We start from the raw sequence: 25,347 nt of genomic DNA on the forward strand, positions 1-25,347 counted from the left end.
GCCCCGTCGGACCGCCCGCGGACGACGGGTACGGATCATGTCCGGGGCCCGGGCGCCGGGTCAGCGGCCGCGGAGCTTGTCCACCCGGGAGCCGACGCCCCAGGCCGTCACCCGCCACAGTGCCTCGACGACGATGTTCCGGCTCATCTTGCTGTCGCCGTGCTCCCGTTCGACGAAGGTGATCGGCACCTCGACGACGTGGTAGCCGGCCTGCACCGCGCGCCGGGCGAGGTCGACCTGGAAGCAGTAGCCCTGGGAGGCCACCTCGTCGAGCCCGAGCCCCTGGAGGGTCTCCGCCCGGAAGGCGCGGTAGCCGCCGGTGATGTCGCGCAGCGGCAGGTCCAGCACCAGCCGGGAGTACGTGCTGCCGCCGCGGGAGATGAACTGGCGGTACTTGGGCCAGTTGACGGTCCGGCCGCCGGGCACCCAGCGCGAACCGAGGACCAGATCGGCGCCCTTGAGGGCGGTCAGCAGCCGGGGCAGTTCCTCGGGCTGGTGCGAGCCGTCGGCGTCCATCTCGACGAGCACGCCGTAGCCGTTGTCGATGCCCCACCGGAAGCCCGCCAGATAGGCGGCGCCGAGCCCTTCCTTGCCCTTGCGGTGCAGGACGTGCACCTGATCGTCCTCGGCGGCCAGTTCGTCGGCCAGCTTGCCGGTCCCGTCCGGGCTGTTGTCGTCCGCGACGAGGATGTGCGCCTCGGGGACGGCGGCCCGCACCCGCGAGACGACCGGCTTGATGTTCTCCGCCTCGTTGTACGTCGGGATGATCACCAAGGTGGTGCCGAGCGGACCGTACCGCCGCTGACCGTCTGTCACTGCTGCCCCTTCTCGTCCTTCGTACGCCCGCGCCGGCCACCGATCACCGCGGCGGCACAGGACAGAAGGCCCACGATAGCGAGCGCCCATTCAGGTGCGGCGCCGACGCGGTCGGCGAGCGTCGTTTCGTTCCGCAGAGGTATGCGGGCGGAGACCACGCCCTGGGTGAATTCCGGGATCCGGTGGGTGACCGTGCCGTCCGGAGCGACCACCGCGCTGATGCCGCTGGTGGCCGCGGTGACCACCGCGCGGCCGTGCTCGACGGCGCGCAGCTTGGACATCGCCAGTTGCTGCTCGGGCTGGCCGGTGCGCCCGTAGGTGGCGTTGTTGGTCTGGATGACCAGGGCCCGGGCGCCGGCGCCGACGGTGTCGTGCACGATCTCGTCGTAGGCGACCTCGAAGCAGATGACGTCGCCGAGCTTGGCGGGGCCGACCTGCAGCAGGCCGGTGTGGTCGCCGGGATAGAAGTCGCGCGGCACCCGCTGGAAGCGCGTGATGATCTTGCTGAGCTGCTCCCGGAACGGTACGTACTCGCCGAACGGCACCGGGTGCTGCTTGGTGTACGAGGCGCCCGGCCCCTTCTTCGGGTCCCAGACGATGCCCTCGTTGAAGACGTAGCCCTTCTTGGACGGATGGTCCACGAGGGCGCCGACGAGCACGGGCACGCCGATCGCCTTGACCGCCTCGTCGATCCGGTCGTACGCCTGTGGGTACTGGAACGGGTCGAGGTCGGAGGAGTTCTCCGGCCAGATGACCAGGTCCGGCTTCTTGGCGCGGCCGGCCTTGATGTCGGCGGCGAGCTTCTCGGTGGCCGTGGCGTGGTTGTCGAGGATCTTCATGGGGCGGCCCAGGAAGTCCATTCCGGCCTGCTGGACGTTGCCCTGGACCACGGCGATGTCGACGGTGTCGTCGGCCTTGGTGGGGACCGGCACCAGCACCCCGGCCGCGGTGACCGCGGCGGCCAGCCCGAACGCCTCCAGTGCCGGCACCGCCCGGCGGACCGTTCCGTTGCCGCGCAGGCCCCACAGCACGGCGGCGCAGGCCGCCAGCAGCGTGCCGGTCAGCGCGACCGCGAAGGTCACCAGCGGGGCGCCACCGAGCGCGGCGAGCGGGGTGAACGGCGAGCCGGTGTTCGCGAAGGCCAGCCGCCCCCAGGGGAAGCCGCCGAACGGCAGCCGGTCGCGGGCCCATTCCTCGGCGACCCACAGACAGGCACCCCACAGCGGCCAGGCCGGCAGCCGGGAGGTGAGCGCGAGCCCGGCGCCGAGCAGCGCCACGAAGAGCGCCTCGGCGAACGAGAGGCCCACCACGGCGTCCCAGCCGACGACGTGCAGCCACTTGAGCAGGATCAGGAAGAACGGCAGGCCGAAGGCGAGGCCGGTCCAGGCGCCCTGGCGGGCGGTCCGGCCGCGGGTCAGCAGGGCCGTCGCGGCCACCGCCAGCGGCGACAGCGGCCACAGGTCGTACGGCGGAAAGGCCAGGCCCAGCGCGACGCCGGAGACGACCGCGAGGCCGGTGCGCAGCGCCTCCCGGCGGGCCAGGGAGAGCAGGCGGCGGGTCCGTCCCGGGCGCACGGGGGCGGCCGGGGCGCCGGTCGTGGTGGGCGGCACCGCGCCGCCGGGCGAGGGGCCGCGCACGGCTTCTTGGGTGGTGTCGGAACCCGACGGCACGGTCACGGGCCTTCCTGCAGCAGGTCATGCATATGTGAGCTGACCGTACATCGGATGACCGGAATCGTGGGTGCGGGGTGCGCAGAAGGTGAAGAACACCGAAGACGGGTGCGGATCGGGGCCCGGGCGCCCTTCGGGCCGACCTGGGACCCGCTGGCTGCGGGTCGACCGAGAGCCGTTGTCTACTGAGCGTCCGGGCCCCACCCGGGTCGCACCTGCCGACCAGCCGAAACCCTCCGTCGCCCCGTACCGCTGGTGCTGGACCTGGCTCCCAGTGGCGGTGTGCCGTGGCGCACCGCCCCATGGCCCAGCTGCGTTCGACGACTGCGCGGAGGTCTCCCGGTCGGACGTCCTGTGGTGGACTCGGCCGAACCTACCGGCCGCCGACCGCCTGCTGTCAACAGGTGCTCCGCCTGCGTCGTTTTCGCGTCGTCCCAGGTCAGCAACGAGCGGCCCCTGGTGGGGCGAGTAGCGGCAAGCACGGGCCGTGAAGGGACCTGCCCGCCCGATGTCACTCGATCGGCGGCCCGAAGACCGTGCGGCCGCCGACGACCGTGCGCAGGCACACCGGGAGGTCCCGGCCCGGGGTGAGATCGGGCAGGCCGGGGGTGCCCGAGCGGGGGTCGGTGGACCAGCGCTCCACCCGCTCGTCGGGGGCCTGGACGACCAGGTCGCCGGTGCGCCAGACCGCGTAGTCGGCGGGCGCGCCGGGGACCAGGACGCCCGCGTCGTCCCTGCCGACGGCCCGCCAGCCGCCCCGGGTGTGGGCGGTGAAGGCGGCGCGGGCGGAGATGCCGTGGCCGGGGGTGCGGTGGAAGACCGCGGCGCGCACGGTGCCCCAGGGGTCGAGCGCGGTGACCGGGCTGTCGGAGCCCAGGGCGAGCGGCACACCGGCCTTGAGCAGCGCGGCGTACGGGTTGAGGGTGGCTGCCCGCTCGGCGCCGAGGCGGGCGGCGTACATACCGTCGGTGCCGCCCCAGGCCGCGTCGAAGGCGGGCTGGACGGAGGCGGTGAGGGCCAGCTCGGCGAAGCCGGCGATGGTGGCCGCGGTGAGCATTTCGGCGTGTTCGACGCGGTGCCGGGCGGCCCGGACGCGGTCCGTTCCCACCCGCTCGGCGGCGGCCCGTACGCCGTCGACGACGCTGGTCAGGGCGGCGTCGCCGATGGCGTGGAAGCCGGCCTGCAGGCCGGCCTCGGTGCAGGCGGCGACATGGGCGGCGATCGCGTCGGCGTCGAGCTGCGCGGTGCCGGTGTGGTCGGCGTCCGCGTACGGGGCGTGCAGATGGGCAGTGTGCGAGCCGAGCGAGCCGTCGGCGAACAGATCGCCCGCGGCGCCGATCGCGCCCAGCTCACGGATCCGCTCGGCGTCCTTTGCGGATGCGACCGCCTCGGCCCAGTAGCCGACCACGCGGGGGCCGGTCCCCTGCCGGGCGAGGGCGAGCAGTGCGGTGAAGTCGTCCTCGCCGGAGATCTCCGGGCCGGCGCATTCGTGGATGCTGCCGATGCCGAGTGCGGCGGCCCGGGCCAGGGTGGCGGCCTGGGCCTCGGCGCGCTGGGCGGGGGTGACGGTGGCGAAGGCAGCGCGGCGGGCCGCATGGTGGGCGTCCCCGGTCAGCGGGGCGTCGGCGCGGAAACCCACGCGGTCGCGGATGCCGGGGACGAGGTCCAGCAGGGCGGTGGTGACGACGGCGGAGTGCACGTCGACCCGGGTGAGGTAGAGCGGCCGGCCGCCGGTGGCGGCGTCCAGTTCGGCGCGGGACGGCGGGCGGCCCTCGGGCCAGGCGCTGGCGTCCCAGCCGTGCCCGAGCAGGATCCGGTCCGCCGGGCGGGCGTCGGTGTGGGCCCGGATGCGGGCCAGCGCGTCGGCCAGCGAGGTGGCGCCGAGCAGGTCGAGGCCGGTGAGCGCGAGCCCGGTGGCCGTGGTGTGCACATGTGCGTCCGTGAACGCCGGGGTGACCAGCGCCCCGTCCAGCCGGACGACCTCGTCGACGCCGTCGGCGAAGGAATCGGCCGCGCCCTCCTCACCGACCCAGGCGATGCGGTCCCCCTCCACGACCATGGCGGTGGCGAAGGGGTCGGCGGGACTGTGCACCTCACCGCCGCGCAGCAGAACCGTACGGGGGGAAGCCGGGTCGGGGATGTGCTCGCTCATACCGGACAGTCTGGCCCCTGGGCGGGCACGCTCCGCACGCAGGGGGCACCCGAGGGTGTCCTTCGGGTCAGATGCGCGGCGGGCGGGACTCGTACGGGGTGGACAGCACGACGGTGGTGCGGGTCGAGACGCCGGCGAGCGTGCGGATGCGGGTGAGCAGGTGTTCCAGTTCGAGCGGGGCGGCGACCCGGACCTTGAGGATGTAGTTCTCGTCGCCGGCGACGCTGTGGCAGGCCTCCAGCTCCGGGACCTCGGCGAGCCGGTCGGCGATGTCGTCGGGGGCGCTGGGGTCGAAGGGTTTGACCGAGATGAAGGCGGTGAGCGGCAGGCCCACGGCTTCCGGGTCCACGATCGCGGCGTAGCCGCGGATCACGCCGCGCTGCTCCAGGCGGCGCACCCGCTGGTGCACCGCCGAGGTGGACAGGCCGGTCGCCTTGCCCAGGTCGGTGTAGCTCATCCGCCCGTCCTTGACGAGCAGATCCACGATTTGTCGGTCCAACTCCTCCACCCGTTCAACCTACTGTGCGCGGGCGCGTATGCGCATCGTGCGCCGGATCGTGGACACCCCCGCGCCCTGCCGTGTGACCAATGCCACATGGGTGAACCCGTGTCCGTGGGGCGGTCGCGATTATGCGCGCGGCATGAAGGGAATTGCTGGTGGTGGCCAGGACCGCCCGTCAAGGAAGTCAGCGGTCCCCGCGGCCCACCCGAGGGGGATGGACATCATGCGACGCCTTCAGCAGGACTCCGCCGCCGCGAACATCGGCGCCCAGGAGGGCGACAGTTCCGGCCTCACCGGCGACGACGATGCGTACGACGCCTTCGACACCTTCGAGATCTACCGGGTGACCTGCCCGGACTGCCTGCAGCCGATCGCGCTGCTGGCGGACGAGGACGCCCTTCCCGAGCACGCGCTGTGCCCGACTCCGTGGAATCCCTTCGGACTGACGGTGTGCCAGGGTTCGGGCCGGCCGGCGGCCGAGGCCCCGGAGACCGAGGACGCGCTGGACGCCCAGGAGCAGGACGCGGCCGTGCTGCTGACCCTGCCGGAGGGCCTGGACTGGCGCCGCCAGCCGTTCTCGCACATCGGCGGGCCCGGCACCCGTCCGCTGCGGGTGCCGCGGATGCGCCACAGCGCCTGACGTTCCGCCCGCGGCCGTCCGGCGGCCGCGGTGTTCCTCGTACGCGTACCGGGGCCAGGGTCCGGCCTCAGTGGCTCACCAGTACCGGCCCTCGATCATCGCCTCCAGGCTGTCCCGGTGGAGGATCAGCGCATCGGCGTCCTCCGGTACCGGCACCTCCCCGAAGTGCACCTGGCGGTAGGCCACTCTCAGCATCACGACGGCGTGCCGCAGCGCCGCGTAGAGGGTGTGGAATTCCATGTCGCGCGGGGTGTGCCCGGTGAGCCGGGCGTAGCGGCTCTCGACGGCGTCCCGGCGCAGGAAACCGGGCAGCCCGCGTTGGCCGCTGCCTTCGGTGAGGTCCTGGAAGAAGCGGTGGAGGTAGATCATCCAGCCCAGGTCAAGTTCCCGGGGCCCGAGCGCGGCCATTTCCCAGTCGAGTACCGCGGCGGGTTCGAAACCGTCGTAGACGATGTTGCCGATCCGGGCGTCGCCCCAGGTCAGTACGGTCTCGCCGGGATCGGCGGGCCAGTGGTCGGCGAGCCAGGCGAAGCCGCGCTCGATCAGCGGTGAGCGCGGGGTGTCCGCAACGACCCAGGCGTAGTAGGCGCGTTGGGCCGCGACGTGCCGCTGCAGGGCGCTCCCGGTTCCGGCGGCGGAGAGGAATTCGGCCTCGGCGGGCGGGACTTGGTCGTGGAGCCGGGCGAGCACCCCGACACTGGCGGCCTCCAGCCGGTCGCGTTCGGTGTCGGTGGCTCCGGACAGCCAATTCCCCTCGTACGTATAGGGCATGACGTCCGGCGGCACCCGGCCGTCGGCCCGGGCCATGACGAAGAACGGCGCGCCGAGGTGCGCCGGGTCCTCCTCCAGCCAGAGGGTGCGGGGCACGGGGAGGTCGGTGTGCGCGGCGACCAGCCGCATGGTGCGGTACTGGCGGGGCATGTCGTAGCGCGGGAAGACGGTGTACGCGGCCGGGTCGGCGGCCAGCCGCAGGGCGCAGCGCATGGGGGTCCCTCCCTGCTCGGGCGAAGCCGAGAGCCTGGGGGACGGCGGATGAGCGTGCTCGATGTCGAAGAGCAGCGTCTCGCTGGACATGCCGTTGGAGCCGGGGACGGTGGTGCGGGTGGCGCGGGCGCCGGGGAGCCGGGTGCCGAGCCAGGCGGTGAGCCGGGCGGTGAGCTCGTCGGGGTCGCGGGTGGTGGTGCGGGGCCGGGGCGCGGTGCTCATCGGTCCGACTCCGGGGCCACCGCGGCGTGGTCGGCGAAGCCGCTGGGGTCATGGCGTCCGAAGCTGCCGTGTTCGAAGATCCCGTAGCCGGTGCGGCCGTCGAGGGTGAAGCGGGCGGCGTGGTCGGTGACGCCGTAGTGGGCGAGGGGGTGCGCCGCCGGGTCCTTGAGGTCGTACACCCGGCGGTCGGTCCAGCCGCGGCCGCGCCAGGTGCCGTGCTGCCAGTCGTCGACAGGATCAGCGGGGGGATAGCCGGCGCCGACGGCCAGGGGCGAGGAGGTGAGGATCTCGGCGGTGAGGTCCAGTGGTTCGCGGGCCGGGCCGGTGAGGTGGACGACCGCGCGCTCGGGGTGCCGGGTGCCGGGGCGGTAGGTGATGTCCGTGTGGGGCCAGCCGAGTTGGACGTCGGGGCGGTCCGGGCGGACCTGCCGCGCCTCGTTCAGGGTGCGGTACCCGTCGGCGTCCTCCTGGACGATGACCATGACGAACCGGTCGTCGAAGCGGACCGGGCACCAGATCCAGTGGAAGCCCTCGGTCCGCATTTCCTCCCCGGCCCGTCCGGGGTCCTCGCCGGGGATCGGCCGGACGCCCCAGCTGCGGTCGCGCGTCCCGCTCCACTCCCCCGCCGTGACGGCGATCTCCTCCCCCGCGACGCGGATCCGGCCGGTGCAGGTGCCGGCCTGGACGAACCGCCGGGCCTGGAGCGTCAGCCGGTCGCCGCGGTACTGCGTGTGGTGCGGTTCCCAGGTCGCCGGGAAGGCCGCGGTCCAGGTCAGGTCGTACGCCAGGCCGTCCGGGTCGCCGGGGTCCGCGGCGCAGGTCAGCCGCAGCCGGGCGAGCGGCTCCTCGACGGTGATCGAGAGCGGGCCGACGGTGAGCGCCATCCGGTCGTCGGTGAGCGCGTCGGAGGCGCGTACGGCGTGCAGCCGATCGCCGAGGCGGAGGGTGGCGTAGGCGTCGATGACGCCGGTGTTGGGGTAGACCCCGAGGCCGGCGATCAGCAGGGCCCGGCCCGAGTGGTCCAGGACGTGGAAGATGCACCGGTCGTAGGCGTTGCGGTCGCCGGTGGCGACGTGCCGCAGGGACAGCGGGACCTGGTGGATCGGGTATTCGTCGAGCGCGATGGGACGGTCGGACACTTCTCCTCCTGGGCGCTCGGGCAGGCCGGGCACCGCCTGGACTCGCGGGCCGCGGCGGGGAGTTGACGGTACGTCAGCTCGGCGCGGACGGCCAGACCCCGGTCGGGGTGAGAGGTGTCGAGAAGCGGGCGGGCCGGGTGCGCCGGCCCGCCCGGTGAAGATCAGCGGCCTTCCGGGCCCGCGAGGTGGCGGGCGATGACCATGCGCTGGATCTGGTTGGTGCCCTCGACGATCTGCAGGACCTTGGCCTCGCGCATGTAGCGCTCGACCGGGAAGTCGAGGGTGTAGCCGTAGCCGCCGAGGAGCTGGACGGCGTCGGTGGTGACCCGCATCGCGGTGTCGGTGCAGAAGAGCTTGGCCATCGCCGCCTCCTTGGAGAACGGCAGACCGGCGTCCCGCAGCCGGGCGGCGGTGAGGTAGAGCGCCCGGCCGGCCTCGATCTGGGTGGCCATGTCGGCCAGCATGAAGCGCAGGCCCTGGAAGTCCACCAGGGGGCGGCCGAACTGCCGGCGCTCGGCGGTGTACGAGAGCGCCTCGTCCAGCGCCGCCTGGGCGACGCCGACGGCACAGGCGGCGATGCCCAGGCGGCCGGAGTCCAGGGCGGACAGCGCGATGGCGAAGCCCTGGCCCTCGTCGCCGAGGCGGCGGGCGTCGGGGACGCGGACGCCGTCGAAGTGCAGCTGGGCGGTCGGCGAGCCCTTCATGCCCATCTTGCGCTCGGGGGCCGCGGCGCTCAGGCCGTCGGCGTCGCCGGGCACGAGGAAGGCGGTGATGCCGTGGGCGCCGCTGCCGCCGGTGCGGGCGAGGACGGTGTAGAAGTCGGCCACCCCGCCGTGGGTGGTCCAGGCCTTGGTGCCGTTCAGGGTCCAGGAGTCACCCTCGCGTTCGGCGCGGGTGGTCAGCGAGGCGGCGTCGGAGCCGGAGGACGGCTCGGAGAGGCAGTAGGCGCCCAGCAGGCCGCCGCCGAGCATGGCGGGGAGGTGTTCGGCGCGCTGTTCCTTCGTGCCGTAGCCGGCGAGGGCGTGGCAGGCGAGGGTGTGCACGCTGACGCCGAGGCCGACGGTGAGGCGGGCGGCCGCGAGCTCCTCGACGACCTGGAGGTAGACCTCGTAGGGCTGGCCGCCCCCGCCGAATTCCTCGTCGTAGGGCAGCGAGAGCAGTCCGGATTCCGACAGCAGCCGGAAGGTCTCACGGGGGAAGCGGCCGGCGTCCTCCTCCTCGGCGGCGGTCGGCCTGATCTCGCGCTCGGCGAGCTCTCGCACGAGCGTCATCAGGTCGCGGGCTTCCTCCGTGGGCAGCCTGCGGTCCACCGGCCGGGGGCCGTACTCGGTCATGGCGGCGCTCTCCTCCCTGTCGGGCGCTGCGGCGACGCACGCGGGGTGGGCGGCGGCGCCGTTTCCGTAGTGCCAGGCCGATGATCGCTTTCCGGGTCGCGGAAGGCGATGACCTGCGGCTGTGGCGCTAGGAGTATGCCCGATCGGCGGCCCCGCGTCACTGGTTGATCAACTGCGGATAAGGGTTCCGGCCCCCTACCCGGGTGGCACGGGGTGCCGCTACCGACCGCCGGTGAAATTGGTCCGAACCATTGACGCACTGGTCTAGTCCTTCTACCTTCTCCTCAACGTTCAACGCGTTCATGCCAATTCGGAACGCAGGTCCGCAAGCTTCCCCCTCGCCCCCCTCCGAGGAGACGACATGCTCAGACCGCACCGGAGGCGATCGCCGCGCCGGCTGATCGCCGCCGCCACCGCGCTGTGTACCGCGGCGCTGGCCGGCACTCTGCTCGCCGGCCCGGCCTCCGCCCACCCGGCCGGCACCTCCGCCCCGCACCCGTCCGCGGCCGCCGTCCCCACGGCGAAGCCGGCCGCGGCGGGCAGCAAGGTGGTCGGCTACTTCACCAACTGGGGTGTCTACGACCGCAATTACCACGTCAAGAACGTCGAGACGTCCGGGTCGGCGGCCAAGCTGACACACATCAACTACGCCTTCGGCAACGTCCAGGGCGGCAGGTGCGCCATCGGTGACTCCTACGCCGACTACGACAAGGCCTACACCGCCGACCAGAGCGTCGACGGCAAGGCGGACACCTGGGACGCCGGTGCGCTGCGCGGCAACTTCAACCAGCTCAGGAAGCTCAAGAAGCTGCACCCCGGCCTCAAGGTGATCTGGTCCTTCGGCGGCTGGACCTGGTCCGGCGGCTTCGGCGAGGCCGCCAAGAACCCGGCCGCCTTCGCGCAGTCCTGCTACGACCTGGTCGAGGACCCGCGCTGGGCGGACGTCTTCGACGGCATCGACATCGACTGGGAGTACCCCAACGCCTGCGGTCTGACCTGCGACACCAGCGGGAAGGACGCCTTCACGAACGTCATGAAGGCGCTGCGGGCGAAGTTCGGCGGGAACAACCTGGTGACCGCGGCGATCACCGCGGACGCCTCGGCCGGCGGCAAGATGGACGCCGCCGACTACGCGGGCGCCGCCCAGTACGTCGACTGGTACAACCCGATGACGTACGACTACTTCGGCGCCTGGGACGCCAAGGGACCGACCGCGCCGCACTCCCCGCTCTCGTCGTACCACGGCATCCCCAAGGCCGGTTTCAACACCACCGACACCATCGCCAAGCTGAAGGGCCTCGGGGTGCCGGCGAGCAAGCTGCTGCTGGGCATCGGCTTCTACGGCCGCGGCTGGTCGGGCGTCACCCAGGACGCGCCGGGCGGCACCGCGACCGGTGCCGCGCCGGGCAAGTACGAGGCCGGCATCGACGACTACAAGGTGCTCAAGACCCGCTGCCCGGCCACCGGCAAGGTGGGCGGCACCGCGTACGCCAAGTGCGGTGACCAGTGGTGGAGTTACGACACCCCGGAGACCATCGGGACCAAGATGGCCTTCAAGAACGCCCAGGGCCTGGGCGGCACGTTCTTCTGGGAACTGAGCGGTGACACCACCAACGGCGAGCTGATCAAGGCGATCAACTAGCGGTCGGCGCACGGGACCCGGACGGGCGGGAGGTGGCGACCTCCCGCCCGTCCGGCATGCCGCCCCGCCGGCCCGGCATGCGCCCCGCCGGTCTCAGACGGGCGACCGCGGCGGGGCCGGGCAGGCCGGTTCGAACTCCTCGATCAGTCGGAGGGTGTCGCCCAGCCCGCGCACCAGCAGCGCCACCACCGTCTCGCGGGGCACCTCCTGCTCCGCGATCCGGTCCAGGGTGACGCCCTCGACGCCGGAGAGCCAGCCGGTCAGCGCGGTGCGGGCGAGCGGCGGGAGGTCGGTACGGCCCCAGGCGCCGAGCGCGATGGTGCCGAGCAGCCGGGCGCGCACCGGGTCGCGGATCGCCATCACCTCGGCGTCGAAGCCGACCCCGCCGGTGAGGAGGGCGCGGTAGGCGGCCTGGTGGTGCTGGGCGTAGCGCAGATGGCCGTCGACGGTGCGCTGCACGCGTGCGGCCGGCGGCAGGTCGTGGGTGGCGCCGCCCCGCTCGACCAGCCCGGCCTTCCGTGACGTACAGGGCGTATGACAGAGCGTCATGAGCCCCGACCGCCGTACCGCGCCGCCTCGGACCTGATCATCCCGGACGCGCCTGCGGCTGCACGCGGGACATCCGCACGCCTGAGCGACGGCGGGCAGGCGGGGTTTACGGCTCCGTCCCGGCCGAGCACCATCGGCACGTACGGTGCAGGAGCCGCTGCGGAGAGGTGACACGTGGTCAACCCCTGGCTGGCGATGGAGGCCGGTGCCGATCCGGTGGAGCGCACCCGGACGGTGCGCCGGGCCCATGCCGCGTTCCTGGCCGACGGGACCGTCGCCCCGCCGGTCCGCCGGGTCGTCGCCGAGTCGTGGCGCCGGTCCGCGCATGCGCGGGCCGCGTGGGACGGTGCCGCGCCGATCGAACTGGACGAGGCGGCGCTGCGGGCCCACCGCGAGAGCCATCCGCTGGCCCGCGCGATGCCCGTCTTCCGGGACCTGCTGGGCAGCATCGCGCAGGACGGGGCGCATCTGCTGGCCGTCTGCGACCAGCAGGGGCGGCTGCTGTGGGTGGAGGGGCACCGCGGGGTGCGGCGCAGCGCCGAGCGGATGAACTTCGTGGTCGGCGCGCGCTGGGACGAGCCGCACGCCGGCACCAACGCACCCGGCACCGCGCTCGCCGCCGACCACGCCGTGCAGATCTTCGCCGCCGAGCACTACAACCGGCAGGTGCAGCGCTGGACCTGTGCGGCCGCGCCGCTGCACGATCCGCGGACCGGGCGGCTGCTGGGCGCGGTGGACATCACCGGCGGCGACCATCTGGCGAGCCCGCACAGCCTGGCCCTGGTGCAGGCCACCGCCCGGGCCGCGGAGGCCCATCTCGCGGCCGGGACGCCGGCACCGGGCGCGTACCTGTCCGTGCTCGGACGGGACGAGGCGCTGCTGGTCGTCGACGGCCGGCGGCTGCGGCTCGGGCGCCGGCACAGCGAGATCGTGCTGCTGCTGGCCCGTCATCCCGCGGGGCTGACGGGCGATCAGCTCACGGTCCAGCTCTACGGCGAGCGCGAGATGCGCCCGGTGACGCTGCGCGCCGAGCTGTCCCGGCTGCGGCAGCTCGTCGGGGGCCTGCTGCACTCGCGTCCGTACCGCCTGAGCCGGCCGGTGGAGACCGACCTCGGCACGGTCGAGGAACGGCTGGCGGCCGGCGACCCGTGGTCCGCGCTGGACGGCTACCGCGGCCCGCTGCTGCCGTCGTCGGAGGCACCCGGTGTGCGGCGGCTGCGGGACGCGCTCGCCGACCGGCTGCGCGCCGCCCTGCTCGCCGCGCGCGATCCGGGACTGCTGGGCGCGTGGTCCCGTACGCCGTGGGGCGAGGACGACCTGGAGGTCTGGGAGGCCCTGGTGGACGCGCTGCCGGAGCGGTCACCGGCCCGCGGCGTGCCGCGCGCCACCGCGGACCGGTTGCGCGCCGCGTACGGCCTGACCGGCGGCGCGGCGCCCGCCCCGGCCGCCGCGCGCAGCGCAACGTTCCGGCAACCTCCGCCGCCCTAGGGTGCGCCCATCGTCCGCCGCACGGGAGCGGCGGGCACCGCACCGAGAGTGATGGGGAGGCCGCCTCATGGCCCGCTACGCCAACCCGGGTTCCGCCGATGCCGTGATGAGCTATCTGCCGCGCTACGACCACTGGATCGGCGGCGAGTTCGTGGCGCCCGCGGCGGGCCGGTACTTCGAGAATCCGACGCCGGTCAACGGAGCGCCGTTCACCGAGATCGCCCGGGGCACCGCCGAGGACGTCGAGCGGGCACTGGACGCCGCGCACGCGGCCGCGCCCGGCTGGGCCCGTACCCCGGCCGCCGAACGCGCCGCCGTCCTCAACCGGATCGCCGACCGGACGGAGGCGCACCTCGAAGCCCTCGCGGTCGCCGAGAGCTGGGAGAACGGCAAGCCGGTACGCGAGTCCCTGGCGGCCGACATCCCGCTCGCGGTCGACCACTTCCGCTATTTCGCCGGGGCGCTCCGGGCCCAGGAGGGCTCGCTGTCGGAGATCGACGAGGACACCGTCGCCTACCACTTCCACGAGCCGCTCGGCGTGGTCGCACAGATCATCCCGTGGAACTTCCCGATCCTGATGGCCGCCTGGAAGCTCGCCCCGGCGCTGGCGGCGGGAAACACGGTCGTCCTGAAACCGGCCGAACAGACCCCCGCCTCCCTCCACTTCTGGATGAGCCTGGTCGCCGACCTGCTGCCGCCCGGCGTGGTCAACATCGTCAACGGCTTCGGCGTCGAGGCCGGCAAGCCGCTGGCGTCCAGCCCCCGGGTCGCCAAGATCGCGTTCACCGGCGAGACCACGACCGGCCGGCTGATCATGCAGTACGCCTCGGAGAACCTGCGTCCGGTGACGCTCGAACTGGGCGGCAAGAGCCCCAACATCTTCTTCGACGACGTCTCCGCCGCCGCGGACGACTTCCTCGACAAGGCGGTGGAGGGCTTCACCATGTTCGCCCTCAACCAGGGCGAGGTGTGCACCTGCCCGTCCCGCGCATTGATCCAGCGCGGCCACTACGACGACTTCCTGGCGGCCGGCGTGGCCCGTACGGAGAAGATCGTCCAGGGCCACCCGCTGGACACCGACACCATGATCGGCGCCCAGGCGTCCAACGACCAGCTCGAAAAGATCCTCTCCTACCTGGACATCGGCCAGAAGGAAGGCGCCCGCATCCTGACCGGCGGCACCCGCGCCGAACTCGGCGGCGAGCTGGAGGGCGGCTACTACGTCCGCCCCACCGTCTTCGAGGGCAACAACGACATGCGTGTCTTCCAGGAGGAAATCTTCGGCCCGGTCGTCGCCGTGGCGCCCTTCTCCGACTTCGACGACGCCATCGGCATCGCCAACGACACCCTCTACGGCCTCGGCGCCGGCGTCTGGACCCGCGACGGCTCCACCGCCTACCGCGCCGGCCGCGCCATCCAGGCCGGCCGCGTCTGGACCAACTGCTACCACGCCTACCCGGCCCACGCCGCCTTCGGCGGCTACAAACAGTCCGGCATCGGCCGCGAGAACCACAAGATGATGCTGGACCACTACCAGCAGACGAAGAACCTGCTGGTGTCGTATTCGCCGAAGAAGCTCGGCTTCTTCTAGGCGCCCGTCCTACGCACTTCCCACCCCCGTGGACGCCGATTCCACCGGCTGTTCCGCCCAGATGGTTTTGCCGTTGCGTACGTAGCGGGTGCCCCAGCGGGCGGTGAGTTGGGCGATCAGGAAGAGGCCACGGCCGCCTTCGTCGGTGGTGGCGGCGTGGCGCAGGTGGGGCGAGGTGCTGCTGGTGTCCGAGACCTCGCAGATGAGGTGGTGGTCCCGGATGAGCCGGAGGGTGGCCGGACCGCTGCTGTAGCGGTAGGCATTGGTGATCAGCTCGCTGACGATCAGCTCGGTGGTGAGGGCCATGTCCTCCAGGCCCCAGTCGTGGAGCTGGGCGGCCGCGAGTTTCCGGGCCTCGGCGGCCGCGGTCGGTTCGGCCGGCAACTCCCAGGTGGCCACCTGGTGTTCGGCCAGGCAGCGGGTGCGCGCTGCGAGCAACGCGATGTCGTCGCGGGGGCTCTCGGGGAGCAGCGCGTCCTCCACCGCCTTGCAGGTGTCGTCCAGTGACCGGGCGGGATCGCTCAGCGCCTCGCGGAAGAGGGCCAGGCCCTCGTCGAGATCGCGGCGCCAGGCCGCCAGGAGTCCATCGGTGTAGAGGACGAGGAGGGAGCCCTCGGGCAGGTCCCATTCGGTGGCTTCGAAGGGCAGGCCGCCCAGGCCGAGCGGCGGGCCGGCCGGCAGATCGGGGAAGTCCACCCGTCCGTCCGGGGTCACCACGGCGGGCGGCGGGTGGCCGGCGCGGGCGAGGGCGCAGCGCCCGTGGACCGGGTCGTAGACCGCGTACAGGCAGGTCGCGCCGACGATCTGCGGGGAGTTCTCGTCGGTCGCCTCCTGCTCGGCGGCCAGCCGGTCCACGAGGTCGTCCAGATGGGAAAGCACCTCGTCCGGTGGCAGGTCGAGGTTGGCGAGGGTGTGGACCGCGGTGCGCAGCCGGCCCATGGTGGCCGCGGCGTGGATGCCGTGGCCGACCACGTCGCCGACGACGAGGGCGACCCGGAGTCCGGAGAGCGGGATGACGTCGAACCAGTCGCCGCCGACGCCGGCGGTGGTGTCGGCCGGCCGGTACCGACGGGCGATCTCGACCGCGTGGTGCTCGGGCACCTCGCGCGGGAGCAGGCTGCGCTGCAGCGCGACCGCGGCCTGTTGCTGCTGGGTGTAGCGCCGGGCGTTGTCGATGGATACGGCGGCGCGGGCGGCGAACTCCTCGGCCAGCGTCAGGTCGTCCTCCTCGAACGGCTCGGGCCGGCGCCACCGCCACAGGCTCACCACGCCCAGCACGAGGCCGCGCGCGACCAACGGCACCACGATGAGTGAGTGGACGCCCAGTTCGAGGACCCGCTCGACCTTGGCCGGGTCCAGGGTCGACCAGGCGGGGGAGAATTCCAGGACCGGTTCGAGGACGGGACGTCGCTCGGCCAGGCATCTGGCCTGCGGTGCCTCCGGGGGGAAGTGCATGGTGTGGCCCACCGGGAACATCACCGGCGGCGTCTCCGGCGAGACGCTCCGCACGGCCGTCCTGCGCAGGGCGGCCGACGGCTCATGGTCCGGCTCCTCACCGCGGGTCACCGGTTCGAGCAGATCCACGGAGGCGCAGTCCGCGAGGTCGGGGACCGCCACCTCGGCCAGCTCACGCGCCGTGGCCTCCACGTCGAGGGTGGTGCCGATACGGGCGCCGGCCTCATTGAGCAGCGCCAGTCTCCGGCGCGCCCGGTAGCGGTCGGTGACGTCCTCGACGAGCTCGGTGACACCGAGGATCCGCCCGGACGCATCCTGCATCCGGAAGGCCGAGACGGAGACGAACATCTCCGTGTGGGGGTCGTGCCGCAGATGGCAGGGCTGCTCGGTGAAGATCAGCGGTTCGCCCGTTTCGAGCACCCGCCGAAGCCCCGACTCCACCAGGGCCGTGTCCCGGTCGACGACGAAGTCTCCGGTGCGCATCCCCCGGTAGTGCTCGGCCGGAAGGCCGCCGAACCGCGCGATCGCCCGGTTCACCCGCAGCAGGCTCAGGTCAGGGGCGAGGACGGCGAGACCGATCGGGGACCGGCGGAACATCCCGTCCAGGACCGACCGGTCCGTCTCCCACTGGATCACCTGCTCCGCGGGCGCACTCGCGAGGAACCACTCGATGCGGGAGTCCTGCCGCACCACCGCCCGGGCCCGGCACCCCACCTCGACCCGTTCACCACCCCGGTCCCGCACAGGGATGACCCCGAACCAGCCGCCGGCGCTCACGCAGGCCGCCACCGCCGCCATGACGACGTCTTCATCGCGGGGATCGATCAGCAGGTCGCGGGCCGCCCGTCCCAGCACCTCCTCGGGCGACCAGCCGAGCAGCGCCTCGGCACGCTCGCTCCAGCCGACGACCCGCCCTGTCTCGTCCAGCACCGCGGAGGCCGAGCGACGCACCGCGAACGGGTCGTCGGGACTCTCGCTGAACGTCGTCACCGGTGTGTCCATCACTACCACCCTCGTACCACCCCGGCGAGATCGCGCGCCGAGGCCGGGAGGGCCGGCGGTGAGCGGATCGGCGCATTCGTCGGGGGCAGCCGCCTGCGGGCGGTGGTCCAGGCGTTGTTCCCCTTGAACGGGCCGGGCAGGCACCTGCGTTGGTTCGGGTCCCGGCTCAGCAGGCAGAGTTGCAAATCCGCCTTGCAAGGGAGCTTTGCAACTTCTAAGCTGCCCTGTATGCCACCCGAACCTCAGGAAATCAGCGACGTGGAGGCCCTCCGGGTGCTCGCGCACCCCATGCGGCAGAAGATCGAGCAGTGCCTGCGCAAGGGCCCCGCCAACTCCACCACTCTCGCCCGCGAACTGGGCGAGAGCACCGGACTGACCAGTTATCACCTGCGCCAGATGGCCAGGCACGGGTTCATCGAGGAGGCGCCCGAGCTGGCGAAGGGGCGGGAACGGTGGTGGCGGGCGGTGCCCGGGGACCGGCGGTTCCCGCCGTACAGCCGGCAGACGCCGCAGATGCGCGAGGCGCTGACGCAGATGCACCGGCTGAACCTCGCCGAACTTCTCGACAGCGCCCGGCAGTTCGAGGCGGCGCGTGACACCCTCGGCTCCTGGGCGGATGCGGCGATCTTCTCCCGTGCCACGCTACGACTCGATCCGGCGCAACTCCGGGAGTTCTTCGAGGAGTACATCGCGCTGGTCCACCGGTACTCCCCCACGCAGGAGGAAGCGGCTCCCGAGGCGCGCGCCGTCCTGGTCCGTCTGCTCGGGTTCCCCGAGATCGGTGAAGAGGACGGCACGGCGTGAGGCTCTCGTTCCGTCGAGGCATATCCGCGCTGGTGGCCGTGGTGGGGACGGTCGTCCTTGCGGCTGCGCCGGTGCCCGCGGGTGTGGCCCGGGCCGACGGTCACCGGTCGCACGGACGCGTCCAGGACGGCGCGGGCCTGGTCCACCAGGAGGTTTCCTTCCGGGGTGGTGACGGGCTCGTCCTGCACGGAACGGTGCTGAGCACAGCCACGGCCCAGAGGGCGCCTGCCCGGCCCGGAATCGTGCTGATCGGCGGGTCGGGTCCGGGGCCTCGCGAGGAGTACCGGCAGGAGGCCGAGGCCTTCGCCCGTGCGGGGATCACGACGCTGGTGTACGACAAGCGCACGGTGCGCTACTCCAGGCTGGACCGCGACTTCGGTCTGCTGGCGGCCGACGCCGTGGCCGGGGTGCGGCTGCTGCGGGGCCGGCCGGGGGTGGATCCGCACCACGTCGGTCTGTGGGGGTTCAGCGAGGGGGGCTGGGTCGCCCCGCTGGCCGCCGCGCGCTCCTCCGACGTCGGCTTCGTGATCACCATCGGCGGGCCGGGCCACTCGCCCCTGCGCACCCAGACCTGGAACCTCACCACCCATCTGCGGCATCGCGGCATCACCGGGTCCTTCCTGCCCGCCCTGGAGGGGCCCGCCGCCCAACTCGTCGCCTCCACCGGCCTGTTCCCCGAGGGAGACTTCGATCCGTTGCCGGCATTGCGGCGGCTGCGCCACACGCCGGTGCTGGCCCTGTGGGGCGATCACGACCGGCAGGTGCCACCGCGTGAGAGCGCGCAGATATTTCGGCGCACCCTGGCCGGGGCGGGCAACCGGCATGTCGTCGTCCGCTTCCTCCGGGACGCCGCGCACAACGGCCACCGCACCTCGGACGGCTTCGACCGGATCGCCGGACCGCTCTATCAGGGCAAGCGATTGGGGGCGCTGGCCCCGGGCTACGTCCACACCCTCACCTCCTGGGTGGCTGCGGTGGCCGCCGGTCACCCTCCCCGGTCGAGCACCGCCTCCGCCCCGCCGCAGCCGGTGTCCAGTGCCCCCGCAGCCGGGGCCTGGTACGCCTGGCTGCCTCCCGTACTGCTGCTCCTGGGGTTCGCCGCCTATCCGGTGAGCGGGGCGCTACGACGGATCGCGCGGCGCCCGCGGCCCGGCCCGGCCCGGGGAGCGGCCCTGCGGCGTTGGCTGGCCGGGCTGGGCCTCGTGGCGGTAACCACCGCGGTGCTGTGCCCCCTTGCGGTGTACGTGGTGGGCGACGGGGGTGCGGCGGGACCGGTGGTGGCGGGGCGTCCGTCGGGATGGCTGGTGGCGCAGGCGCTGAGTGTCAGCGTGGTCGTGCTGACCGGGGTGACGGTCCGGCGCCGGCGGAACGGGCAGCGCACCCCGGCCGGGTCGCGTCCGCATGTCCGGCCCGGGGTGGCGCGGGCGACGCTGATGGTGACGGCGGTGCTGTTCGTGCCGTGGGCGCTGTGGTGGGGGACGTTGCGTCCGTGAGGAACACCGCGACTCCCGGCCCGGGGCCACGGCGGCCGAAGACGCCCCCCGGCGAGCCCTCCGCGCCCGCGCCGTGGGCCGGGCTCACCCCGCCTGGAGCGCGACGACCAGTGTGGACGTGCACAGGACAAGCATGGCGGTGGCGTTGAGGAAGAGGTTGCGCCCGTAGTCCTTGGCGCGTACGTGCAGGGAGATGGCGACGAGGAAGTAGGCCACCAGTGAGGCGGTGGTGAGAACGGCCAGCGGCAGGAACCAGATGCCGACGATCAGGCCGGCCGCCGAGGCGGTCTTCAGCACGGGCAGCCACCTCCAGTACCGGCGTGGAAAGCCGACATCCTCCAGGCAGGCCCGGACGAATGCGACGGGCCTGAGACACAGTGCTGCGTCGCCGAGCTGGACGGCGGCCAGGCCGGCGAAGAGCCACCACGGGTGGATCACGGCAGATACCTCGTTTCGTAGCCGGGGGAGCGCTGTAACAGCTGTCGGAACGAGGGACGAGCGCGGGCCGGCGATTCGTGACATCACCACGTCGAGGAGGGCGCGGGCAGGCAGCGCGGGCGGTCCGCCGCCTTTCCCACCAGGCCGGTTCATCAAGCTGTTATCGCCGTCATATTTATTATTGCACTGTGCAATGTTACGGTGAGTGCGATGACCGATCCTGTGCGGCGCGGCAGGGCCGGTCCAACGGGCGTGAGGCGCGTGTCGCCGTCCGCCGTTCCATCGACCAGCACCACCAGTGCGCGCCGATGACCAGAGAGCGGAGCGGATCGCACCGCGACTGAGCCCGGCACCGGTATCGGTACCGGGGCCACTGCCCGCTCCCTTTCCCAGGGCAATGACGCCCGCCCCCTGCCGCTGTGTGACCACGCCCGGCCCCCTGACGTCCGGGGGCCGGTTCGCGGGTCCGCCGACAGTGGCCTGTTCCTTTTCAGCCAGACGAAGCGGAGGTACCCCGTGGCCCGGCCCGACGCCGCCCGGAATCAGACGAAGACAGGAGCGAAGAGCCCCGGTCGCCCCTCCGGCGAGAAGATCGCGGATCTCGGCGACTTCCACGTCCTGCCCCGGGTCGCGGTGATCACCGGCCTGGCCGTGCCCGTCGGGGCGGTCGCCGCGCTCGTCGCCGTGGGGCTGCTCAAACTGATCGCCCTGTGCACCAACCTGTGTTTCCACGGCCGTTTCTCCTTCGGCGGGGCCACACCGGGCTCCACCGCGCACTGGTGGCTCATCCTCTGCATGCCGGTGCTGGGCGGGCTGGTCATCGGGCTGATGGCCAGGTTCGGGTCGGAGAAGATCCGCGGCCACGGCATGCCGGAGGCCATCGAGTCGATCCTCGTCGGAGGCAGCCGGGTCCAGCCGCGCGTCGCGGTCCTCAAGCCGGTCTCGTCCGCGATATCCATCGGCTCCGGCGGCCCGTTCGGCGCCGAAGGCCCGATCATCATGACCGGCGGCGCGGTCGGATCGATCCTCGCCCAGTTCCTCCGCGTCACCACCGACGAACGCAAGACCCTCCTGGTGGCCGGCTCCGCCGCGGGCATGGCGGCCACCTTCAACTCCCCGCTCGCCGCCATCCTGCTCGCCGTCGAGCTGCTGCTCTTCGAGTGGCGGCCCCGCTCCTACCTGCCGGTCGCGGTCGGCGCGGTCACCGCCACCCTCGTACGCGGACCGCTCCTGGGCACCGAGCCGCTCTTCGGCGGCGCCCACGTCCCCACCGAACTGCCGGTCTCCGTCTACGGACTGTGTGTCGTCGCCGGGCTCGCCGCCGGGCTCCTCGCCCTTCTGGCGACGTGGCTCGTCTACTTCTCCGAGGACCTGTTCGCCAAGTTGCCGCTGCACTGGATGTGGTGGCCCGCCATCGGCGGCGCGGTCATCGGACTCGGCGGCCTGGTGGAGCCGCGCGCGCTGGGCGTCGGCTACGACGTCATCGACCAGCTGCTCACCGGCCGCGCCACCGTCGGGCTGATCCTCGGCATCCTCGTCGTCAAGACGCTGATCTGGGGGCTCTCCCTGGGCTCCGGCACCTCCGGCGGCGTCCTCGCCCCGATGTTCATGATCGGCGGCGCGCTCGGGGCCGCCGAGGGGCTCGTCTTCCCCTCCGTCAGCCCCGGCTTCTGGGCCCTGGTGTCACTGGCGGGCGTGCTGGGCGGGGTCATGCGCTCGCCGCTGACCGGCATCGTCTTCTGCGTGGAACTGACCCATGAGCTCCACGCCCTCCTCCCGATGGTGATCACCGCGTCCTCGGCGTATCTGCTGTCGGTGATCGTCCTCAAGCGGTCCGTGCTCACCGAGAAGATCGCCCGCCGCGGCCTCCACCTCACCCGCGAGTACTCCGTGGACCCCCTGGAAGTCCACCTCGTACGCCAGCTGGAAACCCCCGTCACCCTCACGTTCCGCACGGACCAGACCGCCGGCGAGGCCGGGGCCCGGCTGCGCGAGGCGCATCAGGCCCGGGACGCCGACGGCGTCCTCGCCCAGCGGCTCTACCCCGTCCTGGACGGCGAGGGAAGCCTGGCGGGGGTCGTCACCCGCGCGGAACTGCTGCACGGCGCTCCGGACGACGACCGGGAGCTGGGCGGTCTCGCCCGTCCCGCGATCACCGCCCATCCGGACGAGACCCTGCGGACCATCGCCAACCGCATGGCGGCCCACCAGGTCACCCGCGTCGTCGTCACCCCGCGCACCGCGCCGCACCGCGTCGAGGGGATCCTGAGCCTGCGTCATCTGCTCGAAGCGCGCCGGGTGGACCTGCACGAGGAACAGCACGCCGAACGCGTCCTCACCCCGTTCCGGCGGGGGCCGCGGCAGCGCAAGCCGGCCCTGGCGGCATCCGCCGAGGCGCTCAGCGACGCCGCCGGCTGCTGATCCCGCGTGCCGCGCCGACCGCCGGATGGCGGTACGGCGCGGCCGGTGTGCGGGAGCGGTAGACGACGTAGGGGCGGACGAGGTAGCCGACCGGCGCGGTGAAGGCGTGCACGAGGCGGCTGAACGGCCACAGCGCGAACAGCGCCATCGCCAGCAGCGCGTGCACCTGGTAGACGAGCGGCGCCTGCGCCATGGCGGAGACATCGGGGTCCAGGGCGAACAGGCTGCGGAACCAGATCGAGACGCCGAGGCGGTAGTCGTACGAGTGCGCGGCCACGCCGGAGGCCGTTGCGGTCAGGCCCGCGAGCAGCACCGCCGTGAGCAGCGGGTAGACGGCCCGGTCACTGCGGCCGGTCGCGGCCCGTACCGCGGGGACGCGCAGCCGGCGGTAGAGGAGTACGGCCAGGCCCAGCGCGGTGGCCAGGCCCGCGGCACCCCCCACCAGCAGGGCGTTCTCGTGGTACAGGTGCTCGCTGATGTGCAGCCGGTCGGTCAGCGACTCCGGTACGAGCAGCCCCGCGATGTGTCCGGCGATGACGAACAGCAGGCCGTAGTGGAACAGCGGGCCGCCGATCCGTAGCAGCCTGCTCTCGTGCAGCTGGCTGGAGCGGGTGGTGAAGCCGAACCGGTCGTAGTGGTAGCGCCAGGTCACCCCCGCGACGAGCAGGACCAGCGTGAGATAGGGCAGGACGCCCCACAGCGCGATGTGCAGATGCTTCATCTGCGGGCTCCTCGGTCGCTCGGTTGCGGTTGGGCGGGGAACGGATCCAGGCCCACGGTCTCGGTCGGCGGCCCGGTACGGGCGAGCCTGAGGGCCTCCTCGCGGCTGGCCGGCGACGCCCCCGGAAGGCCGAGGCAGACGGCCTGGAGGAGGTCGGCGTACGGGCTGCGGTAGGCGATCAGGGCGAAGCGCAGCACTTCAAGAGCGGCTCGGTACCCGGTCAGCAGCGGGACGCCTGCCGCCGGGCTGCGGGCGGCGAACTCCAGGACGACGGGCAGGAAGTCGGGCAGCTCCTCCTCCGGCGGCACCCAGCCGTGCTGCCGGTAGAGGGACTTGAGACGGGCCAGGGAGGAACCACGGCGGCGGGTGTCGCCGTCGGTGTAGTACGTGAGGTAGAGACAGCGCCGCCGGCTGCGGTCGAAGGTGGCGACGTACCGGGCGGCGAGGTCCAGGGGGTCCGCGCCCGCCATCCGCGTGCAGAAGCCGAGCAGAAACTCCATTTCCGCACCCGGGAGTTGGCGTACCGCGGAGTCAACCGTGCGCAGCCGCTGCGGCCAGTCGTGGTCCGGGTAGCCGAGGAGCAGGGAGGCAGCCTGGTGGACGACGGGGCCGACGGGGCGGGTCACCGCCGCGGCTCCGCCACGCGGGGGAAGAGCCCGGCGGGCCGTCCCCTTCCGTTCCAGTTGAGGAGGTTGACGCGGCCGTGCAGTCCGGTGCCGGGGCCGGCCGGTCCCGCGGCGGGTGCGGCGTGGAAGGCGTCGGCGTCCCGGCCCGGCATCATCCCCGGGCCTCCGGCCACGTCCAGGCTGCACCCGTCCGCGCTCCCGTCGTGCGGGCCGCCGGCGGTGTAGCTGGTCGGGATCACGTACCGCTCTTCGTACTTGGCCAGGGCGAGCAGCCGGTAGAGGTCCAGGATGCCCTGCTCGTCCAGGCCCACCGCGGCCGCGATGCCCGGGTCCTGTTCGTCGCCGAGGTTGACCCGCCGCATGTGCGCGCGCATCGCCGCGAGCCGGCACAGCGCGGCCTCCACTGGGGCCGGGTCGCCCGCGGTGAACAGTTCGGCGAGGTACTCGACGGGGATGCGCAGCGAGTCGATGGCGCCGAACAGGCTGGCCGGGTCCTCGCCGTCGTGGCCGGTGGCGGTCAGCGCGTCCACCACCGGCGACAGCGGCGGGACGTACCAGACCATCGGCATCGTCCGGTACTCCGGGTGCAACGGCAGGGCCACCCGGAAGCGGCTGATCAGCGCGCGGACCGGTGAGCGGCGGGCGGCCTCGACCCAGTCGTGCGGGATTCCCGACTCCGCCGCGGCCTGCGCCACTTGGGGGTCGTCCGGGTCGAGGAAGCAGCCGAGCTGCGCCTCGTAGAGGTCCTGCTCGTTCTCGGCGGAGGCCGCCTCGCCGACCTTGTCCGGGTCGTACAGCATGACGCCCAGGTAGCGCAGCCGCCCCACGCAGGTCTCCGAGCAGACGGTGGGCTCACCGGCCTCGACCCGTGGATAGCAGAAGGTGCACTTCTCGGCCTTGCCGGTGGAGTGGTTGAAGTAGACCTTCTTGTACGGGCAGCCGCTCACGCACATCCGCCAGCCCCGGCAGCGGTCCTGGTCGACCAGGACGATGCCGTCCTCGATCCGCTTGTACATCGCGCCGGAGGGGCAGACGGCGACGCAGGACGGGTTGAGGCAGTGCTCGCAGATGCGCGGCAGGTAGAACATGAACGCCTGCTCGTACTCCAGGCGGACCTTCTCGTTCATCCGGCGCAGGACCGGGTCGGCGGCCAGGTGGTCGGGGCCGCCGCCCAGGTCGTCGTCCCAGTTCGGGCCCCACGTGACCGCGGTGGGGCGGCCGTCGATGAGGGAGCGGGGCGGGGCGGTGGGGAGGTCGTCGCCGAGCGGGGCGGTGGTCAGGTTCTCGTAGTCGTACGTCCAGGGCTGGTAGTAGTCGTCGAGGGTGGGCAGTTCGGGGTTGGCGAAGAGCCGGGCCAGGCGCCGGGCGCGGCCGCCGGTGCGCGGGACCAGCCGGCCGTGCTTGAGCTGCCAGCCGCCCTTCCACCTGTCCTGGTCCTCGTGGCCGCGGGGGTAGCCCTGGCCGGGGCGGGTCTCGACGTTGTTGAACCAGACGTATTCGGTGCCGGTGCGGTTGGTCCAGGTCTGTTTGCAGGTGACCGAGCAGGTGTGGCAGCCGATGCACTTGTCGAGGTTCATGACCATGGCCACCTGCGCCATGACCCGTGGGCGGCCGGGCCCGGGTGCCGTGCGGGGGCGCCCGGCCTTGTTCTGCTTCAT

General features: G+C 72.8%; 20 protein-coding genes. 7 read left to right on the top strand and 13 right to left on the bottom strand.

The window, feature by feature from the left end; translation table 11 throughout:
• Window positions 1-60: 60 nt before the first annotated feature.
• The 4 genes from AB0E02_RS18735 to AB0E02_RS18750 form a co-directional block, all read right to left on the bottom strand.
• Window positions 61-816 (bottom strand): polyprenol monophosphomannose synthase, encoded by a 756-nt coding sequence (locus AB0E02_RS18735; protein ID WP_362140698.1) that lies wholly within the window; start codon window positions 814-816, stop codon window positions 61-63.
• Window positions 813-2,486, bottom strand: coding sequence for an apolipoprotein N-acyltransferase (gene lnt, locus AB0E02_RS18740; protein ID WP_362140876.1), 1,674 nt, complete (start codon window positions 2,484-2,486; stop codon window positions 813-815). The genes AB0E02_RS18735 and lnt overlap by 4 nt, the downstream gene beginning before the upstream one ends.
• Before the next feature lie 511 nt (window positions 2,487-2,997).
• The gene (locus AB0E02_RS18745) at window positions 2,998-4,638 is read right to left on the bottom strand and encodes an amidohydrolase (RefSeq protein WP_362140700.1); all 1,641 of its coding nucleotides are present in this window, start codon (window positions 4,636-4,638) and stop codon (window positions 2,998-3,000) included.
• A gap of 67 nt (window positions 4,639-4,705) precedes the next feature.
• Window positions 4,706-5,146: an Lrp/AsnC family transcriptional regulator gene (locus tag AB0E02_RS18750; protein WP_030412641.1), complete on the bottom strand. Its 441-nt coding sequence runs from the start codon at window positions 5,144-5,146 to the stop codon at window positions 4,706-4,708.
• A gap of 208 nt (window positions 5,147-5,354) precedes the next feature.
• Here AB0E02_RS18750 and AB0E02_RS18755 point away from each other — a divergent pair, with 208 nt between their 5' ends.
• The gene (locus tag AB0E02_RS18755; protein WP_362140701.1) at window positions 5,355-5,780 is read left to right on the top strand and encodes a hypothetical protein; all 426 of its coding nucleotides are present in this window, start codon (window positions 5,355-5,357) and stop codon (window positions 5,778-5,780) included.
• A gap of 75 nt (window positions 5,781-5,855) precedes the next feature.
• On the opposite strand, the gene AB0E02_RS18760 is transcribed toward AB0E02_RS18755, so the two are convergent.
• The 3 genes from AB0E02_RS18760 to AB0E02_RS18770 form a co-directional block, all read right to left on the bottom strand.
• Window positions 5,856-6,986, bottom strand: a complete 1,131-nt coding sequence (locus tag AB0E02_RS18760; protein ID WP_362140703.1) for a phosphotransferase family protein — start codon at window positions 6,984-6,986, stop codon at window positions 5,856-5,858.
• Window positions 6,983-8,125 (bottom strand): hypothetical protein, encoded by a 1,143-nt coding sequence (locus AB0E02_RS18765; protein ID WP_362140705.1) that lies wholly within the window; start codon window positions 8,123-8,125, stop codon window positions 6,983-6,985. Before AB0E02_RS18765 ends, AB0E02_RS18760 begins: the two co-directional genes overlap by 4 nt.
• A gap of 161 nt (window positions 8,126-8,286) precedes the next feature.
• On the bottom strand, window positions 8,287-9,459 hold the full coding sequence (locus AB0E02_RS18770; RefSeq protein ID WP_362140707.1) for an acyl-CoA dehydrogenase family protein: 1,173 nt from the start codon (window positions 9,457-9,459) through the stop codon (window positions 8,287-8,289).
• Window positions 9,460-9,820: 361 nt separating this feature from the next.
• On the opposite strand from AB0E02_RS18770, the gene AB0E02_RS18775 reads away from it, so the two are divergent.
• Window positions 9,821-11,101 carry a glycoside hydrolase family 18 protein gene (locus tag AB0E02_RS18775; RefSeq protein WP_362140709.1) on the top strand — a complete coding sequence of 427 codons (1,281 nt, stop codon included), beginning with the start codon at window positions 9,821-9,823 and terminating at the stop codon, window positions 11,099-11,101.
• 93 nt (window positions 11,102-11,194) lie between these two features.
• Here AB0E02_RS18775 and AB0E02_RS18780 read toward each other — a convergent pair whose 3' ends face one another.
• Entirely contained in the window at window positions 11,195-11,650 is a 456-nt protein-coding gene (locus AB0E02_RS18780) for a TetR/AcrR family transcriptional regulator (RefSeq protein WP_362140711.1), read from the bottom strand.
• 174 nt (window positions 11,651-11,824) lie between these two features.
• Here AB0E02_RS18780 and AB0E02_RS18785 point away from each other — a divergent pair, with 174 nt between their 5' ends.
• The gene (locus AB0E02_RS18785; RefSeq protein ID WP_362140713.1) at window positions 11,825-13,138 is read left to right on the top strand and encodes a GAF domain-containing protein; all 1,314 of its coding nucleotides are present in this window, start codon (window positions 11,825-11,827) and stop codon (window positions 13,136-13,138) included.
• A 67-nt stretch (window positions 13,139-13,205) separates the two neighbouring features.
• On the top strand, window positions 13,206-14,729 hold the full coding sequence (locus AB0E02_RS18790; protein ID WP_362140715.1) for an aldehyde dehydrogenase family protein: 1,524 nt from the start codon (window positions 13,206-13,208) through the stop codon (window positions 14,727-14,729).
• A 9-nt stretch (window positions 14,730-14,738) separates the two neighbouring features.
• On the opposite strand, the gene AB0E02_RS18795 is transcribed toward AB0E02_RS18790, so the two are convergent.
• On the bottom strand, window positions 14,739-17,186 hold the full coding sequence (locus AB0E02_RS18795; RefSeq protein WP_362140717.1) for a SpoIIE family protein phosphatase: 2,448 nt from the start codon (window positions 17,184-17,186) through the stop codon (window positions 14,739-14,741).
• A gap of 228 nt (window positions 17,187-17,414) precedes the next feature.
• Here AB0E02_RS18795 and AB0E02_RS18800 point away from each other — a divergent pair, with 228 nt between their 5' ends.
• Window positions 17,415-17,990: a helix-turn-helix domain-containing protein gene (locus tag AB0E02_RS18800; protein WP_362140719.1), complete on the top strand. Its 576-nt coding sequence runs from the start codon at window positions 17,415-17,417 to the stop codon at window positions 17,988-17,990.
• The gene (locus AB0E02_RS18805) at window positions 17,987-19,483 is read left to right on the top strand and encodes a prolyl oligopeptidase family serine peptidase (protein ID WP_362140721.1); all 1,497 of its coding nucleotides are present in this window, start codon (window positions 17,987-17,989) and stop codon (window positions 19,481-19,483) included. Before AB0E02_RS18800 ends, AB0E02_RS18805 begins: the two co-directional genes overlap by 4 nt.
• An 84-nt stretch (window positions 19,484-19,567) precedes the next feature.
• Here the strand turns inward: AB0E02_RS18805 and AB0E02_RS18810 are convergent, their stop codons facing one another.
• Window positions 19,568-19,921: a DoxX family protein gene (locus AB0E02_RS18810; protein ID WP_362140723.1), complete on the bottom strand. Its 354-nt coding sequence runs from the start codon at window positions 19,919-19,921 to the stop codon at window positions 19,568-19,570.
• Between the two features lie 516 nt (window positions 19,922-20,437).
• Here AB0E02_RS18810 and AB0E02_RS18815 point away from each other — a divergent pair.
• Complete coding sequence (locus AB0E02_RS18815) at window positions 20,438-22,342, top strand: chloride channel protein (protein ID WP_362140725.1); 1,905 nt, start codon at window positions 20,438-20,440, stop codon at window positions 22,340-22,342.
• On the opposite strand, the gene narI is transcribed toward AB0E02_RS18815, so the two are convergent.
• Genes narI through narH form a run of 3 tightly spaced genes read right to left on the bottom strand, consistent with a single transcriptional unit; the run spans window position 22,320 to window position 25,347 of the window.
• Complete coding sequence (narI, locus tag AB0E02_RS18820; RefSeq protein WP_362140727.1) at window positions 22,320-23,063, bottom strand: respiratory nitrate reductase subunit gamma; 744 nt, start codon at window positions 23,061-23,063, stop codon at window positions 22,320-22,322. The genes AB0E02_RS18815 and narI overlap by 23 nt on opposite strands.
• Complete coding sequence (gene narJ / locus AB0E02_RS18825; protein WP_362140729.1) at window positions 23,060-23,689, bottom strand: nitrate reductase molybdenum cofactor assembly chaperone; 630 nt, start codon at window positions 23,687-23,689, stop codon at window positions 23,060-23,062. Before narJ ends, narI begins: the two co-directional genes overlap by 4 nt.
• Window positions 23,686-25,347, bottom strand: a complete 1,662-nt coding sequence (gene narH, locus AB0E02_RS18830; protein ID WP_362140730.1) for a nitrate reductase subunit beta — start codon at window positions 25,345-25,347, stop codon at window positions 23,686-23,688. The genes narJ and narH overlap by 4 nt, the downstream gene beginning before the upstream one ends.

The sequence above is a fragment of the Streptomyces sp. NPDC048196 genome (assembly GCF_040652715.1).
Classification (GTDB): Bacteria; Actinomycetota; Actinomycetes; order Streptomycetales; family Streptomycetaceae; genus Streptomyces; species Streptomyces siderophoricus.

What these genes read in the sequence shown, in the direction of transcription:
- AB0E02_RS18795 (WP_362140717.1), bottom strand. Translation starts at nt 17,186, where the DNA reads ATGGACACACCGGTGACGACGTTCAGCGAGAGTCCCGACGACCCGTTC.
- AB0E02_RS18760 (WP_362140703.1), bottom strand. Translation starts at nt 6,986, where the DNA reads ATGAGCACCGCGCCCCGGCCCCGCACCACCACCCGCGACCCCGACGAG.
- narI (WP_362140727.1), bottom strand. Translation starts at nt 23,063, where the DNA reads ATGAAGCATCTGCACATCGCGCTGTGGGGCGTCCTGCCCTATCTCACG.
- AB0E02_RS18775 (WP_362140709.1), top strand. Translation starts at nt 9,821, where the DNA reads ATGCTCAGACCGCACCGGAGGCGATCGCCGCGCCGGCTGATCGCCGCC.
- narH (WP_362140730.1), bottom strand. Translation starts at nt 25,347, where the DNA reads ATGAAGCAGAACAAGGCCGGGCGCCCCCGCACGGCACCCGGGCCCGGC.
- AB0E02_RS18780 (WP_362140711.1), bottom strand. Translation starts at nt 11,650, where the DNA reads ATGACGCTCTGTCATACGCCCTGTACGTCACGGAAGGCCGGGCTGGTC.
- AB0E02_RS18790 (WP_362140715.1), top strand. Translation starts at nt 13,206, where the DNA reads ATGGCCCGCTACGCCAACCCGGGTTCCGCCGATGCCGTGATGAGCTAT.
- AB0E02_RS18800 (WP_362140719.1), top strand. Translation starts at nt 17,415, where the DNA reads ATGCCACCCGAACCTCAGGAAATCAGCGACGTGGAGGCCCTCCGGGTG.
- AB0E02_RS18770 (WP_362140707.1), bottom strand. Translation starts at nt 9,459, where the DNA reads ATGACCGAGTACGGCCCCCGGCCGGTGGACCGCAGGCTGCCCACGGAG.
- AB0E02_RS18755 (WP_362140701.1), top strand. Translation starts at nt 5,355, where the DNA reads ATGGACATCATGCGACGCCTTCAGCAGGACTCCGCCGCCGCGAACATC.
- AB0E02_RS18745 (WP_362140700.1), bottom strand. Translation starts at nt 4,638, where the DNA reads ATGAGCGAGCACATCCCCGACCCGGCTTCCCCCCGTACGGTTCTGCTG.